At 37.2% G+C, this 20,398-nt stretch carries 17 protein-coding genes; 11 read left to right on the plus strand and 6 right to left on the minus strand.

Features of this window, described 5'->3' with window-relative positions:
• Positions 1-5 precede the first annotated feature (5 nt).
• The 7 genes from GQR44_RS03485 (at position 6) to putP (ending at position 8,894) form a co-directional block, all read left to right on the plus strand.
• The gene (locus GQR44_RS03485) at positions 6-890 is read left to right on the plus strand and encodes a hypothetical protein (RefSeq protein WP_166369302.1); all 885 of its coding nucleotides are present in this window, start codon (positions 6-8) and stop codon (positions 888-890) included.
• Positions 891-1,068: 178 nt separating this feature from the next.
• On the plus strand, positions 1,069-1,548 hold the full coding sequence (locus GQR44_RS03490) for a peptidylprolyl isomerase (RefSeq protein ID WP_166369304.1): 480 nt from the start codon (positions 1,069-1,071) through the stop codon (positions 1,546-1,548).
• A 176-nt stretch (positions 1,549-1,724) separates the two neighbouring features.
• On the plus strand, positions 1,725-1,955 hold the full coding sequence (locus GQR44_RS03495) for a glutaredoxin family protein (RefSeq protein WP_166369306.1): 231 nt from the start codon (positions 1,725-1,727) through the stop codon (positions 1,953-1,955).
• Positions 1,956-2,261: 306 nt separating this feature from the next.
• A complete protein-coding gene (locus tag GQR44_RS03500; RefSeq protein ID WP_166369308.1) occupies positions 2,262-3,026 on the plus strand; it encodes a helix-turn-helix domain-containing protein in 765 nt (254 codons plus the stop codon).
• A gap of 481 nt (positions 3,027-3,507) precedes the next feature.
• Positions 3,508-6,642: a bifunctional proline dehydrogenase/L-glutamate gamma-semialdehyde dehydrogenase PutA gene (gene putA, locus GQR44_RS03505; protein WP_166369310.1), complete on the plus strand. Its 3,135-nt coding sequence runs from the start codon at positions 3,508-3,510 to the stop codon at positions 6,640-6,642.
• Positions 6,643-6,653: 11 nt separating this feature from the next.
• Complete coding sequence (locus GQR44_RS03510; protein WP_166369312.1) at positions 6,654-7,367, plus strand: hypothetical protein; 714 nt, start codon at positions 6,654-6,656, stop codon at positions 7,365-7,367.
• A gap of 30 nt (positions 7,368-7,397) precedes the next feature.
• Positions 7,398-8,894: a sodium/proline symporter PutP gene (gene putP, locus GQR44_RS03515; protein WP_166369314.1), complete on the plus strand. Its 1,497-nt coding sequence runs from the start codon at positions 7,398-7,400 to the stop codon at positions 8,892-8,894.
• A gap of 333 nt (positions 8,895-9,227) precedes the next feature.
• Here putP and GQR44_RS03520 read toward each other — a convergent pair whose 3' ends face one another.
• From GQR44_RS03520 to GQR44_RS03540, 5 genes are all read right to left on the minus strand, one after another.
• Positions 9,228-9,950, minus strand: coding sequence for a YebC/PmpR family DNA-binding transcriptional regulator (locus GQR44_RS03520; protein WP_166369316.1), 723 nt, complete (start codon positions 9,948-9,950; stop codon positions 9,228-9,230).
• A 189-nt stretch (positions 9,951-10,139) separates the two neighbouring features.
• The gene (locus tag GQR44_RS03525; protein WP_166369318.1) at positions 10,140-11,843 is read right to left on the minus strand and encodes a FapA family protein; all 1,704 of its coding nucleotides are present in this window, start codon (positions 11,841-11,843) and stop codon (positions 10,140-10,142) included.
• A gap of 175 nt (positions 11,844-12,018) precedes the next feature.
• Positions 12,019-13,650, minus strand: coding sequence for a protein adenylyltransferase SelO (locus GQR44_RS03530; RefSeq protein WP_166369320.1), 1,632 nt, complete (start codon positions 13,648-13,650; stop codon positions 12,019-12,021).
• A 136-nt stretch (positions 13,651-13,786) separates the two neighbouring features.
• Positions 13,787-14,137: a RidA family protein gene (locus GQR44_RS03535; RefSeq protein WP_166369323.1), complete on the minus strand. Its 351-nt coding sequence runs from the start codon at positions 14,135-14,137 to the stop codon at positions 13,787-13,789.
• Between the two features lie 470 nt (positions 14,138-14,607).
• Positions 14,608-15,384 (minus strand): 2OG-Fe(II) oxygenase, encoded by a 777-nt coding sequence (locus GQR44_RS03540; RefSeq protein WP_166369325.1) that lies wholly within the window; start codon positions 15,382-15,384, stop codon positions 14,608-14,610.
• Positions 15,385-15,639: 255 nt separating this feature from the next.
• Here GQR44_RS03540 and GQR44_RS03545 point away from each other — a divergent pair, with 255 nt between their 5' ends.
• Positions 15,640-16,344 carry a LysR family transcriptional regulator gene (locus GQR44_RS03545; RefSeq protein WP_166369327.1) on the plus strand — a complete coding sequence of 235 codons (705 nt, stop codon included), beginning with the start codon at positions 15,640-15,642 and terminating at the stop codon, positions 16,342-16,344.
• A gap of 293 nt (positions 16,345-16,637) precedes the next feature.
• On the opposite strand, the gene sbmA is transcribed toward GQR44_RS03545, so the two are convergent.
• Positions 16,638-17,873: a peptide antibiotic transporter SbmA gene (gene sbmA / locus GQR44_RS03550; protein ID WP_166369329.1), complete on the minus strand. Its 1,236-nt coding sequence runs from the start codon at positions 17,871-17,873 to the stop codon at positions 16,638-16,640.
• 293 nt (positions 17,874-18,166) lie between these two features.
• On the opposite strand from sbmA, the gene GQR44_RS19715 reads away from it, so the two are divergent.
• From GQR44_RS19715 to GQR44_RS03560, 3 genes are all read left to right on the plus strand, one after another.
• The gene (locus GQR44_RS19715) at positions 18,167-18,406 is read left to right on the plus strand and encodes a hypothetical protein (protein ID WP_240923543.1); all 240 of its coding nucleotides are present in this window, start codon (positions 18,167-18,169) and stop codon (positions 18,404-18,406) included.
• A 33-nt stretch (positions 18,407-18,439) separates the two neighbouring features.
• Complete coding sequence (locus tag GQR44_RS19720) at positions 18,440-18,772, plus strand: amidohydrolase family protein (RefSeq protein ID WP_277344345.1); 333 nt, start codon at positions 18,440-18,442, stop codon at positions 18,770-18,772.
• Between the two features lie 355 nt (positions 18,773-19,127).
• Positions 19,128-20,144, plus strand: coding sequence for a GTP-binding protein (locus GQR44_RS03560; RefSeq protein ID WP_166369331.1), 1,017 nt, complete (start codon positions 19,128-19,130; stop codon positions 20,142-20,144).
• The last annotated feature ends 254 nt before the right edge of the window (positions 20,145-20,398 follow it).

The following is a 20,398-nucleotide window of genomic DNA, read 5'->3' on the forward strand; positions in this document are numbered from 1 at the left end:
TCAACATGAATCATTCCCGCTTTAATAAAATACAGTATGATTTTTTTGCAAGACATCTTCGTGCTGATCTCGGGGCTGTAAAAGCAACCCAAAGTTGTCGTTGGATGGTTGATACTCATCGTCTCGGACGTATTCATGATGGATTGTGGTTTTATACTGAACAAGATAGAGCAGCTATTATTGAATTAGTGCAACGAGAGTTACACATTAATTTACTTTTTGATCATTATCCGGATAAAAGTACTCGTGTAGATACCGCTCTTAGCCATAACAATGAAAAGTTTAATACCTTGTCCGTTAGCAATGACTTTGTATTGGTTAACGCAATGCAAACACTGCAACTTAATGGACAGCAGATAGAGGTAGGTGCGATTTCATCATTGGGGTTATATGTTGATGCATCTAAAATTAACAGTGTAGAGCATCAATATATTGTGTTGGTTGAAAACCTAGCGGTAATGGCTAATTTACAACATTTAGTATTAATGGATAATGCAGCACATTTAAAAAATGCCCTATGGCTGTATCGTGGTGATCAAAAATCAATACAAAGTACCCATCAAGCCTATGCGTTTTTTAGATCATTTAAAGCTTCACATCAGCTATTATGTTTTGCGGACGTAGACCCTAAAGGCTTAGAGATTGCTATAAGTAGCAGCGCAACTAAGATTTTAACTGTTGAAACAAGTATGGTTGAAACCTTTAACATTAGCGGTATTGAAAAAGATTTTTATAACCAAATTAATTCAGTTAATTATCTGAAAAATATAACGTTATCAGCAGAAAGCCAAAACTTGGTTGCTACAATCTGTGAGCATAAAAAAACTATTAAACAAGAGCATATTTTAGCACACCAAATGCCCGTAGCAGTGGTTGAATTATTTAATTAAGCCCATTAAGTGCTAGTAGGAGCAGAAACTATTCCTTAGTAAGATAGCTTAATAAAATACCTTAGTGGCAATTAGTCAGTAAAACGGCTTAGTAAAAACTAATCAGTAACAATAACTTAGTAAAATAACTTATTAACAATAATTTAATAACAATATAAAAGATTAACAAGGATATACAATGCAAATAGCTAAAAACAGTGTCGTTGAATTTCATTACCGCTTAACAGAAGGTAATGAGTTATTAGAAGACAGTAAAGATAATGAACCGCTTATTTATTTACACGGCGGCGGTGGTCTATTTGAAAAAATGGAGCAAGCCTTTGTCGATAAAACAGTGGGTGATAAATTTGAAGTAACATTATCTCCTGAAGAGTCTTATGGTGAACGTCGTGAAGGTGCGTTACAACGTATTCCGATTAAACATTTACAAGGTGCAAAGAAATGGACGGTTGGCATGACTGCAGTGGTTGAATCTAACCAAGGTAAGCAAGAAGTCACGATCGTCAAAGTAGGGCGTTTTAATGCAGATTGCGATTTGAATCATCCATTCGCGGGTAAAACATTAACGTTTGCTATTGAAGTAATAAGTGTTCGTGCGGCAACTGAAGATGAGTTATCGCATGGTCATGCCCATGCAAAAGGTGGTTGTGGTCATTAGACCATAAAGCGCAGTTAATTTTTACGTATATTTTACAGTGATTTTTTCGCGCTTTTACAAATATCGCCTGTGTATAGTGTTACTTTTCATATGTTTATATACATTCTTAAGTACGCTATCACAGGCCTATTAACCTCAAGTCATGAAGCAATTATTTAAACCGAAGGAATACAAAAATGAAACGTGTTTCATTATATACAATGGCGAATTGTCCTCATTGTAAAACAGCTAAACAATATCTTGAGCAACAAAAAATCACCTTCAGATTAGTTGATGTTAAAAGTGCTGCAGGCCAAAAAGAATTTGCGAAAACGGGATACCGTGGTGTACCTGTAGTGAAAATAGGCGATCAGTTCTTGAATGGTTTTAGTGTTAAAGGTTTCCTTAACTTATACAAGAACGAATAATTTCTGTGGGGAGTGATTAGGAGTTGTCTAATTCTACTAATTGATAAAACCTATTTTGTTAATCCTAGACTCTATCACTCGACATTCAATTTTATTTACAATGTCATGTTGCCGAACATCGAATTCGATTTTTCTTTTCATCAATAATCAATAATCATTTGTAAAATGCTTAACAACCGCTCACTTTATTACTAATAAATGACCACTTAATGACAGTCGTTCAAAAATATAATTTTTTTATTAGGTAATTTAACATTTCGCTTTTATATTTGGATTTTTAATATTATCTATTATAAGGAGTGAGTTATGAATTTAATTGAAGCTGTTTTAATGCGACCGGCTGAAGTCATAACTTTACCCAATGAAATACAGCACCATGACCACGATCATCATCAATTAGTGATTGCATTAAATGGTAACTCTGAATTTAGCATTGAAGGTATGCAGAATATTATTGTACCAGGCCAGGGCTGTGTGGTGACTGCTTCATCTGATCATGCTTTTAATGGTTTAGGTTTTGCCGAAATACTAACGCTAAATTTACCTACTGAGTCTCAATTAGATAATTACACTGCTCAACATATTCAACCTTTGATTCATTCTAATCAATATTTTAAATTAGATAACCAGTTTCAGATATTATTACAATTATTAGTTAAAGAGATGCGCCAAGCCCCTGATGATATATTGGTTGCAGAAGCATGCAAAAATACAATTATTGCTTTATTACAGCGTCATATTAAAACCGACCTAAGTAAAAAAAATCGCATTAATATAGAAGTGATTGATAATTTTATTATTCAACATATTACTACTAAAATCAGCGTCGCTCAGCTAGCAGGTTGTGTGTTCTTAGGCGAAAGTCAATTTCACTTATTGTTTAAACAACAAATGGGCATGACCCCGCATCAATACATAATGCAAGTACGACTGAATCTTGCAAAACAGTTATTAGAAGATCGCTCTTTGACATTAGCGATGATTGCCAGTGCTAGTGGCTTTGCTAATCAAAGTAGTTTTACTCACACCTTCACTAAATTTCAGGGAACTTCCCCTTCTAGATATCGTTAATAGTTCAATGCTCGAAGTTGCGTTGACAATGTTTCCTCCTCGAATTCATTAATGCCTCTGCATCAACTGAATCCTTTATTAGCCTACAAGTAGAGGTTTTACTATACCTCTCAACTATACCTCTCAACTATGCATCTCAACTATATCTCGCAGCTATGCCTTTCAACCCTCCCAATTAATCACTAAGCGTAAAGGTTACTGCGTTAGGCCTTATTTTATGTCCAGCCTAAGGGCGAATGACTGTATCAGAGTGCATAAGAGCTATTTACAGCCATTATTTATTCACTATTAATCATTTTTTTATAAAGCTGGATTGTAATTTTCCGTGACGTTAATCACAAAAAAAAATCGACCGTACTTTTTGACATATAAATCGTAGTTTTAGGTAAGAACTTAAACGTTTTTAGCAATACTATCCGTGCTTAGTTACATTTGCATAACATAACATTAACAGGTGTTATGATTTTTAGGAGAGTCGGGTATGTCATCATTTATTGCAACGGATGTGTTGCACAAAGATTTTATAAATACAGAGCTAGCAACGCTTTGGACACATATTTCACCATTGTATATGGCTGATGAGTCTGCTTGTTTAAAGCAACTAATACCACTTGCTACACCATCAAAAGATGAATCAAATACGATGGCTGATTATGCCACGGATTTGATCAAGCGCGTGCGTAAAGATAAAAATGCTGTGCAGATGATTGATGCATTATTACTGGAATACAGTTTAGATACCAAAGAAGGTATTTTATTAATGTGTTTAGCTGAAGCATTAATGCGTATTCCTGATTCAACAACGGCAGATGCTTTAATTAAAGATAAACTCAGCGTTGCTGACTGGAAATCACATCTTAAAAAATCAGATTCTATTTTTGTAAATGCCTCAACGTGGGGCCTTCTATTAACGGGTAAAATTGTTAATTTAAAAAAAACTAGAACCAATAGTACGACCAATGTTGTTAACAGCTTGGTTAATAAAATGTCTGAGCCTGTTATTCGTAAAGCAATGCATCAAGCGATGAAAATAATGGGGCACCAATTTGTATTGGGCCGCAATATCGATGAAGCACAAAAGAACGGTAAAGGGTTTACTAACAAAGGCTGTAGTTATTCCTTTGATATGCTTGGTGAATCAGCACTAACGGCCAGTGATGCAAAAAAATATTATGCGGCATATTTAACGGCGATTGAGTCAGTAGGCAGCAAGTCTATTAATAAAAATCAGGCAAATAATGCTGCGACGGTGTCGATTAAATTATCTGCGCTACATCCACGTTATGAACCTGCGAACAAACAACGTGTGATGACTGAAATGTTTGACTCGGTGTTGTCATTAATAGAAAGAGCGCGTGCTTTAAATGTTGGCTTAACTATTGATGCTGAGGAAGCGGATCGTCTTGAGCTTTCATTGGCATTATTTGAAAAATTATACCGAGATCCAAAAACACAAGGCTGGGGAAAGTTCGGTATTGTGGTACAAGCTTACAGCAAACGCGCTTTACCTGTTTTAGTTTGGTTGGCTGCATTAGCTAAATCTCAAGGTGATGTTATTCCTTTACGCTTAGTGAAAGGTGCTTACTGGGATAGTGAAATCAAATTATCTCAACAAAATGGTTACGCGGCTTATCCTGTTTATACGCGTAAAGAAGCAACTGATGTTTCTTATTTAGCCTGTGCACGTTTTCTTTTATGCGAACATGTTAAGGGGCTTATTTACCCACAATTTGCTAGCCATAATGCGCACACGATAGCCGCGATCAACTCAATGTCGACTCACAAAGAGTTTGAATTCCAAAGGTTACATGGCATGGGAGATGCGCTGTATAACCACGTAATGACCATGTCTAATAGTAATGTACGTATCTATGCTCCAGTAGGGAGCCACAAAGATCTATTACCTTATTTGGTGAGACGTTTATTAGAAAATGGCGCCAATAGCTCATTTGTACATCGTTTAGTTGATGCTGATTGCCCTATAGATGAATTAATTGAGCATCCTGTTGATACATTATTAAAGCGTCAATCATTACATAACAGTTTAATTGAATTACCACCTGCTATTTTCCCTGATCGCAAAAACTCGTTCAGTGTAAATATTGACATAGAAAGCGAAGCACTTCCTTTTGAGAAAAAAGTAGAAGTATTCACAGGCCATTTTTGGAAAATGGGGCCTATAGTTGACGGTACTCATTACAATGATGTTACTGAGAAAACAGAAGTTTACCAATGTACTGCTCCCTACGACCGTACTATTAGTGTTGGATCAGTGGTTTTTTCTGAAACACAGATGATTGAAAAAGCACTAAGTACTGCACATCAATATTTTCCTGAGTGGTCTAATACGGAAGTACAGGAGCGTGCTCAGTACTTGTATAAACTTGCTGATTTACTTGAATCAAATATGCCTGAGTTAATTGCTTTATGTCACCACGAAGCCGGCAAAACAATTCATGACTGTATTGATGAAGTGCGAGAAGCTGTAGATTTCTGTCGTTATTATGCACAACAGGCCGTTGATAACTTCTCTAACGCTGAAACAGATGTCAGCTTTGATGGAATAACGCAACAAATTCGCCATCAAGGTAAAGGCGTGTTTGTTTGTATCAGCCCATGGAACTTCCCATTAGCTATCTTCCTAGGTCAAATTGGTGCTGCGTTAGTGGCCGGTAATACGGTGATTGCGAAACCTGCGGAGCAAACTTCGTTAATTGCAGTACGCACTGTTTTATTAATGCTTGAAGCTGGATTCCCTAAACAATGTATTCAATTATTAACCGGTAATGGTGCTCAAATTGGTTCTGCGTTAACTGCTGACCACCGTATTGCTGGTGTTGTATTCACGGGCTCTACGGGGACCGCACAAGTGATTAACCGTAATCTAGCTAAACGACCATTATTACCCGCTACCTTTGTAGCAGAAACCGGTGGGCAAAATGCAATGATCGTTGATAGCACTGCATTACCAGAGCAAGTTGCTCGTGATGTTGTTCGTTCAGCTTTTGCTTCTGCAGGGCAACGTTGTTCAGCATTAAGGGTGTTATTTATTCAACAAGATGTTGCAGAGCGTGTTATTGAATTAATTAAGGGAGCAATGCAAGAACTTGCTGTTGGTTTACCTTATCTTCATAGCACCGATGTGGGACCTGTTATTGATAAAACAGCAAAAGATAAGCTTAACGCGCATCTTCAAAAGATGATTGCTGAACATAAACTGTTAGCACAAGTGGCTTTAAATGACAGTTGTGCAAAAGGTGACTTCATTTCACCTACAGCCATCGAAATTGATAATCTTGGACAATTAAGCGAAGAGCAGTTTGGTCCGATCTTACATGTGATCCGTTTTAAAGCGGCTGAATTAGATAACGTTATTGAACAGATCAATAATACTGGTTTTGGTCTAACGATGGGTGTGCATAGCCGCAATGAGAGGGCTTATACACATATCGCAGAAATGAGCCGAGTCGGTAACTGTTATATCAATCGCGATCAAGTAGGTGCCGTAGTAGGAGTACAACCTTTTGGTGGGCAAGGTTTATCTGGTACTGGCCCCAAAGCCGGTGGCCCACGTTATTTACATCGTTTTACTCAACAAATCGTAAGTTCATGTTAGGAGAAAGTATCATGTCAGAATCAATAACTGTAATGATCCAGCAAGCAAAAAAATCATGGTTAACATGGAATGAGATCAATATACATCAACGCATCGGGATCACTGCACAGTGGGGAGAGCGTTTAAAAGATAATCCTAATATTGGTGATATGCCGGCACACGTGATTGAATTTCATAATCGCCAAGCTATTTCGTTAATCGCAGAATCGCAAGTGATGCCTGGGCCAACGGGTGAGAGTAATATACTGAGCACCTCTGGTCGGGGTATATTTTTGATGATGATGGAAGAGGACTCCTCTATTCCAGCATTAGTGGGGCTATTAAACTGTGCATTAATTGCAGGCAATAGTGTTTTATTATTATCTAATTCTGTTAATAAGGAAATTGTCTCTAGTTTACAGCAAGCTTGTTCATTAACTGGTGTTGAAATGCCAGTGTTCATTGTTAAAGAGAAGGAAGCATTACAGGCTATCATTTCAGACCCTAGTATTGCCGGTGTTGGCTATGTAGGTAATGAGACACAGGCAATTAGTTTGAATCAAGCGTTAGCAGCTCGAACAGGACAAATTGCTCAATTAATTGCAGAAACAGATTTAGCACTGTTACCAACAGTACGAGATCAACATTTAGTATTACGCTTTATTACCGAAAAAACGCTGTCGACTAATGTCACTGCGGTAGGTGGTAACGCTACTTTATTAGCTTTAGGTTGCGGTGAGCAATAAGAGCATTAACGATCAAAAACGGAGTGATCTATGATAGAAAACAATTTTACTATAATAGCAACATTTATGGTGTACCTCGTCATGATGTTAGCTATTGGAATTTATGCTTATAAGCAAACCTCAGATGCTAAGGACTACTTCTTAGGTGGACGCCGCTTAGGGCCATGGCCAGCTGCATTATCTGCAGGTGCATCGGATATGAGTGGGTGGTTGTTGTTAGGGTTACCTGGTTATGCCTATGCTGCTGGTTTAGAATCATTATGGTTAGCAGGCGGTTTATTAGCAGGAACTTGGTTAAATTGGTTGATCGTCGCTAAGCGTTTACGTACTTATAGTATTACCGCTAACGATTCTTTAACTTTACCTGCGTTCTTATCACGTCGTTTTGCAGATAAAACAAAACTAGTGCAAAGTTTAGCGGCTTTCTTTATTCTTATGTTCTTCCTTTTCTATACCAGTTCAGGTTTAGTGGCTGGTGGTAAATTGTTTGAAACTGTATTCTCTATGGATTATACGGTCGCGGTAATTATTGGTACTGTCTGTGTTGTTTCATATACGTTGTTTGGTGGGTTTTTAGCGGTAGCATGGACCGACTTAGTACAAGGTTTATTAATGTCAGCCGCCTTGTTAATTGTACCGATTGCAGCGATGAACGGCGGCGTGGATCAATTATCTTCTGACTTGTATGCAATTAACCCAGAGCTGTTATCAATTTGGAATGGTGTTGATGGTGAGCCTTTATCTTGGATTGCAATTGTGTCGTTGCTTGCGTGGGGTTTAGGCTATTTTGGACAGCCTCATATATTAGCGCGTTTTAAAGCAACACGTAGTAATAAAGATTTAACCACTGCACGTCGAATTGCTGTGGTATGGACTGCATTATCAATGACAGGCGCGGTATTAGTCGGTTTAGTGGGTATGTTGTATATGAATGACTCATTAACTGGAGGTCTTGAAGATGGGGAAAAAATATTCATGGTACTAGTGAATACTATTTTCCATCCAGCGATAGCAGGTATTTTATTAGCGGCTATTCTAGCGGCAATTATGAGTACTGCTGATTCACAATTATTAGTTTCTTCGTCTGCTTTAGCTGAAGATTTCTATAAACAATTGATCAAACCTAATGCAACTTCTAGCGAAATTGTAATGGTAGGTCGTTTAGGTGTTGTGTTTATTTCTTTACTCGCTTTATATCTTGCAATGTCACCTGATAGTTCAGTATTAGGTCTTGTTTCTTATGCTTGGGCTGGATTTGGTGCTGCATTTGGACCGGTAATTATCTTAAGCTTATATTGGAAACGTATGAACCGAAGTGGAGCTATTGCAGGTATGTTAGTGGGTGGTATTACAATTGTGGTTTGGAAACAGTTATCAGGTGGTATATTCGATTTATATGAAATTGTACCAGGGGTAATTTTAGCGACTATCTCTATTGTCGCAGTGAGTTTATTCACTGATGAACCATCAGCTGAAGTAACAGCTCAGTTCGATAAATATGAAAGACAATTGAAAACACTTGATTAATAAATGGTTTAACCGCTAGTCCATTAAGAGATTATTAGTTATTTATAAAATGCCACTATTTATGAGTGGCATTTTTTTATGCAAAATAAAAATGAGCTCTACCTACTTCGCTTGTAGATGAAGTGTGCGATCCTCTAGGGCTCTTATTAGGTTATAGCAATGGCATTGAATGCTTGTTTCTTTTGCAAAATCTCTAATCTAAGAGTTTCGTATTTTAACTAACAAGAATAATCAGCTATTTAGCAGAATTGCTTAGATAACAGGGTATAAAAAAACCACACAGAGTGTGGTTTCATCACTTATATCAGTATCAGAGTCAGAAACTGTTAATAATTAGTCTGGTAAGACTGCATTATGATATACATTTTGTACATCGTCACAATCTTCTAACATTTCAATAAATTTCTCGAATTTTTCAACATGTTCTTCAGTTATCTCAGTATCCGTTTGCGGTACGTAAGTGATCTCTTCAACTTCAAGCTCTACATCTGGGTAACTAGCATGTAATGCAATTTTTGCGTTGTTAAACTCTGTGTGAGGACAAAACACTGAAATCTTTCCATCTTCACTAACTACGTCAACCACATCTACATCAGCCATCATAAGGTCTTCTAAAACGGCTTCATCGTCTTCACCTGAAAATACAAATACAGCTTGATGTTCAAACATATGTGCAACTGTGCCAGGTGAACCAATTTTAGCACCTGTTTTGTTAAAACAGTTACGTACATCAGTCCATGTACGGTTACCGTTATCGGTTAGACAGTCTACAATGACAGAGCAACCGCCGGGTCCAAAACCTTCATAACTCGCACGTTCATAATCTTCACCGCCACCACCTTTTGCTTTTTCAATTGCACGTTCAATAACGTGAGCAGGTACTTGGTCTTTTTTAGCGCTATCGATCAAACGACGAAGTGTTAAATTGCCCTCTGGATCAAAGCCGCCATTTTTAGCCGCTACATAAAGCTCTTTACCGTATTTAGAATAAACTTTAGTTTTAGCGCCTGCAGTTTTAGCCATAGACTCTTTTTTGTTTTGGTATGCTCTTCCCATCTGAATGCTCTCTTGTTTTCTTAAAATGATTGTCTGGAAAAATAATGGCAAGAATTTTAGCCTGTAATCGCTCATGGTGCTAGTGGGGGATAGCTAATATTGATGGTTTAAATCATGATATTGTTAGTTTTGCACGTTAATAGGCATACTATGTCGTAAACAAGTTATCTGATTGATAATAAATTATTCTTAATTGGGTTTATAAGGAGATACCTGCAGCGTTTTATTTAATAGAGAAATAGTACTCGGACCATATTCTTGATTACTAGACCAAGTTTGATGAGAGAATGACACAGTAGTATCACTAAATAGCTTTTTAGTCGCGTTAATAAAAGAAGAAGTGTAACTTGCCTCTATGTTGGCTTTAGTTATTGCCATTTCTACTTGGATTCGATCGCTCTCATCTCGATACTGCTGTTTTTCTAGCATAATATTGCGCTTCGCTTTTTTGCGTTCGGCGATGTTTAATATAGAGTCTGCTTTTTTATCTGCCTGTTTAAATTTATCTAAAATATTGTTTACTAGATGTAAATCATGTATCTGAATATTTTTCTTTTTTTCTAAATTAGAAACATCACCCTTTAAGTCAATAACCGTTTTTGTACCGCCACTGGTACCTATTATTGCCGTTATTATGCTGTTATTTACTTTAGTAACCCCACCAATGATCGACCCTTTTGTTAATGACTTATTATGTACTTTAATTGAGCCATTACACTCAGTATCACAATGTATTAATTGACTACTTAATAACAGATCTTTACCGATTTTGAGACGAGCATACTGCGCGATAGTGCCAGAAAAGTTACCTTGGCAATTAATTTCACAACTGAATTTTTCCTCTTCAGTTTTTTTATGTTGGCCAATAACTGCTTGCTGAACGGTTAAGTCCCCACCACATGTTATGTGTGCAGAATCAACCATTCCCATCACAGTTACGTCACCGCGAACATTAACCTTCATGCCTTTTTCTACATTGCCAGTGATCACTACGGTGCCGTTATATTCAACATGGCCTGTTTTGTTGGTGACTTCTTCTAGTAGCAGTACATCATCAATACTAATGAAGCCTTGCTTATCGATTGGCACGCCGTATTTAGTCGCGATTAACTGCAGTGGGTTACTAGGGTTAATTTGAACATTATCATTTACGATAAAAGGGTGATCTATGCCTTGTTGTTGCTGAATTGTTTCTGAGGTCACTGTTTTACCAGGCTCTCCTAAATAAACAGGTGTTTTTTGCATTAACACCGTTCCCATGTCAACTGTGATAAATTCACCAAGGTTAAGCATATCAACTTTGCCATTAGGAAGAGTAGAAGGAGCTGGTTTACGATGGTTACCGGTGCTGACTAATTGTTTAAACTGAGCATCGGTACCATCAATTGGGGCAACTCCTTTAGCTATCTTTAACGTATATATTCTGCCAGGGTAAGAGTGCCTACAAATATCTAACAGTTGAATTATATAAAGGGTAGATAGACCGAACTTAATGTCTAATTGCTGACAACGCTTTTTTATATCATCTAAGGTGATTGATTTACCCCCATAGGCGACCGTAATTCTGGCGTAAGCGTTCATTTTATCGTTATCTAAATCAATATGTAATATGGCATCTACTTTATTAGCTATCACAATAGGTGGGAAATCGATACTTTGTTCTTGCTCACCTTCACCTTCACCTAACCCTTCACGCAACATAGTAAAAGCGGCGATGGCTTTATTAACCCCATCAATATTGAGTTTATAGCGAGGCAGAGCAGGATTTTGTAATAGGCGAACAATATCTTTAACAGAGATCACTGATTCAGTTTGAAAAATCTTTAATGTTAACTGTGAACTATCAGCAGACAACATTATATGTTGTACAGATAAAGAGAGTGTCTCGGTCATCGTTTCGCTCATAAGTACCTATTTAGGGATGAATATTAAGTGCTGATATGATTCTTATATCAACTCTAGTGTCAAATATCAATAGATGTCAACTAAAAGTCTACTAATTTAAAGTAGCATGAATTTAAATATTGAGGTTTATATTTATGCTGATATTGTGAGTTTACCTAATAAACTATGAACTACATGAAAGGGCAGAACATCCAAATTTATTAGTCGCCCAATTCGGACGTTTTACTGAAAACTGTTGATACTGTTGCTGTTCTTGATAAGGTGTCTTTAATAATTCAGCCAAGGTTAATACCCTAGAATAATCCCCTTGCTCTGCTAGTTCTATCGCTTCCTGTACTTGAAAATTGCGTAAAATATAACAAGGATTCACTTTGTTCATGGCATCTTTGCGCTGCTCATCTGTATTTTTTTGTTTGCTTAATCGTGTTTTATATTTACCTAGCCATTTGGCAAGTTGTTCTAAATATTCAGGCGTAATCTCTTCTAACTGATAAAAACACGTCGTAAAATGAGAGAGTAAGACAGTGTGGTCGGTAATATTTGTTTGCTGAGAAAAAGTAGCAAGGTGGCGATAAAATAATGTCATATCCGTATTAACTAATGACATTACTTTTTCTAACTCTTTACACAATAATAAATCCGTTTCATCCATTGTGCTATCTTCGCGCTTAGCTTCTAGGCCTAGTTTTGCTTGCATCATGGTTAACCATTTTTTCTGGTATACATGGTTGTAATCGTTTAATAAAGCCTGCAAAGGCTCTGCTTCTTCAATTAATGGATAAATAGCATTGCCTAATTGGAACAAATTCCACTGTCCAATGTAAGCCTGTTGTCCAAAGCGATAACGTTTTTCTGCTGCATCGGATGTGTTTGGTGTCCAATTTAAATCAAAATTATCAATCCAGCCATAGGGGCCAAAATCAATAGTTTCACCAATTAAAGACATATTATCGGTGTTTAATACACCGTGTACAAAACCTACGCGCATCCATTCAACAATTAAATGAGCAGTGCGTTCACAGACTTCAGTGAACCATTGTAAATATACCGATTTATCAATCACCCCTGACTCAGGTATTAATGCAGGATAGTCATGAGTGATACTGTATTCAATTGTTTGTTTCAATAAACCTAAATCACCACGAGAAGAGGGTAATTGAATTGAACCAAAACGTAAAAATGAAGGTGAAACACGGGCGACGATAGCGCAGGGCTCATAGGCGGCTCTACCATCGTATAATTTGTCACGTACGACTTCTTCACCGGTTAAGGTTAAGCTTAATGCTCGAGTAGTGGGAATACCTAAATGGTACATAGCTTCTGAGCATAAATATTCACGGATAGATGAGCGGAGTACTGCCATGCCGTCAGCGCGACGAGAGTAGGGGGTTTGTCCAGCCCCTTTAAGTTGTAAAGTGGCGTATTCTTTTGTTTCTGTACCATTACTAGGCAACAAATATTGGCCTAAGTTGATCGCACGCCCATCACCTAACTGCCCAGCCCATTGGCCAAACTGATGTCCGCCGTAATTCATTGCATAGGGCTGCATTTTTGATAGTAAGTTATTACCACTGATTAATTCTGAAAATTCAGTTGATTGTAATGCCGCATTACTAAAGCCGAGTGTATAAGCAAGTTCATTATTGCAGCATATTATTTTAGAGAACTTAGTGGGTGTTGGGGGAACGTATGAGTAAGCAGCATGCTCCACACTACGGCAGGTATTACTTAACTCAGGATCTGCAGGTAATTGTGAAACAAATACAGGATGTAGTGTAGGCAATAAAGAACTCATTCTGTTTTCCTAACGGTAATAAAAGAGGGGAAACATATCGATGCTATTACAGCATACAAGTACTATTAGCATCGATATGGGTATTCAGTATTATTTTTAACCAAGTAACATGTTAAAATAACTGTTTAAACGATAGTTATTTAACTGCTGCAATCACAGAAATTTCAACTAACAATACATCTCTTGCCATGCTTGCTTCAACACAAGCACGGGCGGGCGCATGACCTTCAGGAACCCATGCATCCCACACTTCGTTCATGCCAGCAAAGTGTAACGCCATATCTTTAACGTAAATAGTGGCAGATAACATATGCTCACGTGAACTACCTGATTCTATTAATAGTTCATCTACTTTATCTAACATAGTCTGTGTTTGCTCTTTAATATCTTTAGTCGCATCGGCACAGACCTGACCGCATAGATAAACAGTCCCGTTATGTTTTACTACACGGCTCATGCGTTGTTTAGTTTGTTGACGTTCAATCATTGCTTCTCTCTCGTTGTTGTTATTTAAATATTAAATAATTGTAACGTGTCAGTATTAAAAGGCGAGTTTTTTAGGTTATTTATCCCCGTCACCATTAAAATTTCTTTAAAAAAATGGAGGAGTAAGGAGGTAGTCTAAAATTAGAAGCATAATATAAGAAACGTTAATACAAGTAGGTGTTCTTTGAAGTGTAATTGCCGGTTTAAATGCTATGTTTTTGAAGGAAGCGTAATGCTTTCTGCTCGATATTTTTAGATCTCCTTTTGTATTTTGCTGCATCTGGTTCCATTGCTTTCCTACCACTTGCGATTAAAGGGCTAGATTTGGTGGAAATTATACTGGCTCAATCTCCTGTAAAATTTGATGTTATCGCTGCTTAGCATCCACGATAAATGAAGATGCGTTGCAACGTTAGGTGATTTTGTTACTTGATATTGAGTAAGCGCTAAGACCCTAAATTATCGGGCTTATCAAATGCGCCCATAAAAAGTCATGCGTGCAGACTCAGATAAGGCAACATTAGGCTTTGAGTTGTAAGCTAATACCGTTAATATCCGAGTGGTCTCGCCTTCGGTAGGGGTCACACGATGAATGGCATTTCTTCCTCTAAATAATGTGAGCGTGCCTGCTTGTGCTATCAACGTTTTAACGGTTAATGCATTATCCAATACTTTTTCCACACCTTGATAATTCATTTCGCCTGCATCTGCATCGCGCATATTCTCAATATATTCAAAGGTTCCACCAGATTCTGGTGCTTGGATTAATAGGGTGACAGCAAACGAAGACTCATCGAAATGCCAACCTAGCTCTTGCCCTTGCTGCGCATAATGCAAGTTGATAGAAGATAGGTCATCTGCATAGTTATATAATCTAACTTCATTAAAAATAGTTGCTAGAAAGGTTCTAAATGCCGGATCATCATATAATGTTTTTAATGCTGAATTTTCTGGGATCTGGTCATCAGTTATACAACCTTTTGATGAGGTAATTTGTCTGTTTCTTGGATGTGCATCTGAATAAGTCGGGTCAGCTTCTCTTAGATAAACATTATGCTTTTTAGATGAATAGAAAGCGAGATGTTGATTAACTATTGCTTCCTGTGTGATTTCTTGGATCGCAATGTCAGATAAAAAGTCAACTAATACTAGCGCACCATCAGCATCTAGCTGATGTTTACATTGTTTTATAAACACCGGGTCAGTAATAGGAAATTTATCTAACTGTACAATTTGATTTAGCTTCATCTTAATTCCTTGATTATATTTAGTTTTATTTAAACCTTAAACTTCAAGCTATTTTGCTCAATCCAAGAAGTAATTATTGAGCTACTAAGTGACAATGAATAATGTCGACTTCTAACTTAACAAGAGAGCAACTTTTATTTAACATTAGAATAGTTAATGATAGCTACAGTTAAAAGTGATTATTTCTATCGTCAACCATAAGTAAAACTTAACACATGGTATTTAATCTGTATAAAATAATAATAAGGCAACATGATGAAGTCTCGTTTACCTCCCTTAGGCACATTATTAGCATTCGAGGCCGCAGCTGAACATAAAAGCTTTGCTAACGCCGCCAAATATTTATACGTCACTCCTGCTGCGATCAGTCAACAGATACAAACATTAGAATCGCATTTAGATCTTGCCTTGTTTCATCGTTCGAAAACAGGCGTAAAATTAACCAGAGCAGGTGAAAGTTACCTACTGTTTGTGCAAGCAGGATTACATGAGTTGAGGTTAGGGCAACAGCATTTAACTCAATTTCGTCATCTAGATGTATTGACCATTAGCGCATTACCTTCAGTGGCACAAAAGTGGATAATGCCACTTGTTTTAGAGTGGATGGAGAAACATCCCGATATTGAAATTCGTATTCAAGCCGGCCATACAAAAATAAACTTTAATCATAGCGCTTCTGACATGTGTGTGAGTTTTGGTCAGAGTGGATACACAGGAATGCATAAACAAAAGTTATTTACTGATACTGTCACCATGGTGGTTAGCCCTGAACTAACAAACGGGCTATTAAACGAACTATCAATTGGATCAGTAAGTAAGGAATTAAATGGCTCACTAAAGGAAAGCTCGAGTGTTGATGACTTACTAACCTTACCAATGATTCATATAGATTGGGGAGACGATAATAATAATTTACCACAATGGGACGAATGGCTGCGGCACCTAAGGTCAATAAGGTAAGGCCAATAAGTTTAGGGATGCTTAAATAGATGTGTAAAAAGTAATAATAACTTCTAAAAAGGCTATCAATATCAAATCCAATCTGAACTAATGCTATATATAATTGCACCGAACAAAGTGAAAATAGCGATTTTAAGCGACTATATTCAAGTCACTATGCTCAAGTGACTATGCTCAAGTGACTATGTTCAGTGACTATGTTCAGTGACTTGAGAATAGCAAGAAAAGCCCCAAACTAAACTTTTGTAGTTGTAATAACATCAATAAAATTTCGAGAGGGGCTGTAAAGACGTTTAGTCATTATCTAATGTTGATTCAAAAGCAGTGAGACGTTTTCGTACTGACAATAATTCAACGATGGTAGTCCAAGAATTTACTAAGTATTGGAATGAATTACTAACTTGACCAAAGGCCGTTAGGATCTGCTGAAGAATACCGAAGGTGATTGCACCGACAACAATTGTAGGCACTAACAAAATAAACACAAAGATATTATCTGCTTGTAAATACAACATGCGCGCTACGTTGAAGTACATATAATGGAAGTATAAACGGAAGTAATTCTTGCGTACATTTGAAAACAGTTCGTTTAATGTAATGGGCATGGCACGTTCAACGTTATCTTCTCCATACACTAACTCTTTACGAAATGCCGCTTCCACTTTTTGGTTATTAAACTCTAACCCTGGCAACTTAATACCAATTAATGCTAATAAACCAGTGCCAAAGATTGACCAAAATAATGCTGCATAGAAGAGGGGATGTGCAATTTCACCAACTACTGGTAACTCAGAGACGTATTCAGATAGACTCCATAGCACAGGTAGAAAAGCAAATAATGTCATTATCGCCTCCACTAATGCCACTCCAAGGTTTTCCATAATAGAGGCAAAACGCATCGTATCTTCTTGAATACGCTGCGATGCCCCTTCAACTTTCCTTAATTTAAGCCAATGTGCAGTGTAATAATCATTCATGGCCGTTCGCCAGCGAAAGATATAATGGCTGACCAAGAAACGCGTTGCAACGAAGATGAAAATAGCTAAAAAAGCGATTTCTCCAAATACAATTAACAAATCGAATAATTGTCCAGTTGCTGTACTAGTGGCTTGTGCATTAACAGCTTCTATCGGTGCATCACTGCCAACAGGTTTTAATAATGATTGAATTAAATCAAAGAAGGGACGGCGCCAATTATTAATCGCAACCGCCACTTGAACTGAGAAGTAAGTCGAAAACAATATGGTTGATGAGCCAATAATTGACCACCATTGCCACTTATGCGGAGACATCTTGAACCAAGCAACTGCAAACAACGCTGTACAGACAAAGTAATAACCGTAAAACAATATAAATGAATCTGTTACGAAATGTTTTAAGCCAATAACAGGTTCTGCGTCTGTTATATCAAGACCGAATAAAGCGGCCATCTGTTCATTGTACCCATACCAAACAGCGCAAGTAAGTCCGGAAAATATCAATACAGAGATGAAAAAAATCTTAGGATCGGGAAAAAAGGATTTAAACATAGGTGAGTAGGCTCTTATAATTTTGTAGTGATTGTATAGGGTTAGGTTTGGCATCATTGCATTTTCAATAAAAAAGATAAACAAGTTCTCACCACTAAAAAATTAATCGTGTTTTAAGAAATGATCAGTAATTCGAGTAATTCCATAGTGATATTTTCCATTGGTCGATTAGTTAAATAGCGATACTTTGTTCAACTTAAGGTCATCGACTTTTGTAACCAATCATTATGTCTATTAGTAAAATTTAATAAGGTAGGGGCAAGGTGCTAATCCATGTTAATCAATAAATCGCATTGCTTGACGCAGGGCCTATTCAAAATAAACATATCACCGCTGAAGCTTGTGTACATCATCTTTGGTTTAGCAATAAAGATTATGCGCAGCTTGGCAAACAAATAAAATGCAACCCTGCCATTAAATATGGAAGTGATCGTGAGATGTTGTTAAAGGCATTGAATACCGATCAAATCGATATTATTGCGACCGATCATGCTCCCCATACTTGGGATGAAAAACAAGTTCCTTATGCTTAAGCACCAGCAGGTTTACCTTTAGTTCAACATGCCTTGCTAAGTTTATTTGACCAAGTGAAAAAAGGGCACATGAGCATCGCTAAAATCGTTGAAAAAACCGCACATAATCCTGCTATTCGTTATCGGATTAAAGATCGTGGATTTATTCGAGAAGGTTTTTATGCCGACTTAGTCTTGGTAGATACAAAAACACCAACAGTGGTTAGCAATGAAAATAGTTTATATCACTGTGGTTGGTCGCCGTTTTCAGGGCACTCGTTTTCAGCACAAATCAAACATACCTGGGTCAATGGTGATTTGGTGTATGCAAATCAACAAGTGGACGGCAAAACTGCTTCAGGAATGAGGTTACAGTTCGACGTTTAGTAGGACTCACTCCATAATGTAGATATCATTAATCACCTATGTGTATAATTAAGCCTTCATGGACAACAGTTAATATATTTAGTACTAACAAACAATATCTATAAGTATCTGAGTAAAGTGCTTTCTGATACTAATGTTGTCATTCATTTAAAAACAGATTCCGCAGTTGTTATATGCGATCGATTTTCTATGATCATGGTTCTTCTATTAACACCGTTCTATTAACATAGTTCTATTACTCAAGGGTCGATAATTTTGAAAAATATCTCGGTAGAACGGCCCAAGTCTTCAACTTTTTCAGAGTTTGTTGTGTCTGCAAATAAATCATTTGTACAAAGTTATAGGGGAATTATTAATGAGCTTTGAAAATCAGCCGATTTTAGGGGTTCCAACTAATATTATTACAGGGTTTCTTGGCGTAGGGAAAACGTCGGCTATTTTGAATTTGCTTGCAAATAAACCTGATGACGAACGTTGGGCCGTATTAGTTAATGAGTTTGGTGAGATTGGTGTCGATGGTAGTTTAGTGAAAGGGCAAAAAATTGATAAACAGAAAGTATTCATCCGTGAAGTCGCGGGTGGTTGCATGTGCTGCGCTGCTGGTTTACCCATGAAAATTGCACTTAATCAGTTGCTATTGAAAGCAAATCCAGATCGTTTATTGATTGAGCCAACAGGACTAGGTCATCCAAAAGAGGTGATGGAAGTATTAACTTCAGCGCATTATCGTGACGTATTATCACTACACAAAAACATTACTTTAGTCGACGCACGTAATTTATCTGACGCACGATATACCAATCATGATACTTTCAACCAACAAATTGCCATTGCAGATACTGTTGTCGGTAACAAAGTGGATCTTTATCAAGCGGGAGATTTAGGCAAACTAACAGCTTATGTCGCAAGAGTGAGTCGCCCCAATACGAAAGTGATATTGGCAGAACACGGCGCCTTTTTGCTCGCGGAGCTTGAAGGCGATGCTATTATTCAGGAAAAATCTTCACATCATGAACACCATCACCACCATCATCATCATCTACATAGTAAACTACTTGCTTCAGAGGCGACTATTCCAGAGAGTGGCATGCTTAAAGCTATTAATGAAGGCGAAGGTTTTTATAGTATCGGCTGGCGTTTCTCATCTGATAAAGTATTTGAGTATCAGAAGCTAACCTTGTTATTAACAGAATTAAAAGTTGATCGTATGAAAGCCGTTATGATTACCGATAACGGCCTTTTGGGGTATAATTTCACTGCAGGTCAACTTACTGAAGTTGTATTAGATGAGTGTTCGGAAAGTCGAGTTGAATTGATCAATAATACTATTGATGAGTTGTTTGAAATACAATTATTAAAGTGTATTAAGTGATTCCACAAAAGGTCTTAACAGGCCTTTTTCACATATTTCGACTAATTAAACCTTCAAGGTCGTCCTTCACAGTTGTATATCATTAATAATTACGTAAATAGCTGTTCAACTGAGTTTTTAATTTTAGTGACAAAACTGTAATAGAAAGTGTAATGAGACTGTTGATCGCCAGATAAACATGAGTGATTATAAAAAAGAAAGAGTAAAACGTTATTTTATAGAAACTCTACTGCCTTAACTTACTATTAAACTTA

Origin of the sequence: Psychromonas sp. SA13A (genome assembly GCF_011378715.1) — a bacterium.
Lineage (GTDB): Bacteria > Pseudomonadota > Gammaproteobacteria > Enterobacterales > Psychromonadaceae > Psychromonas.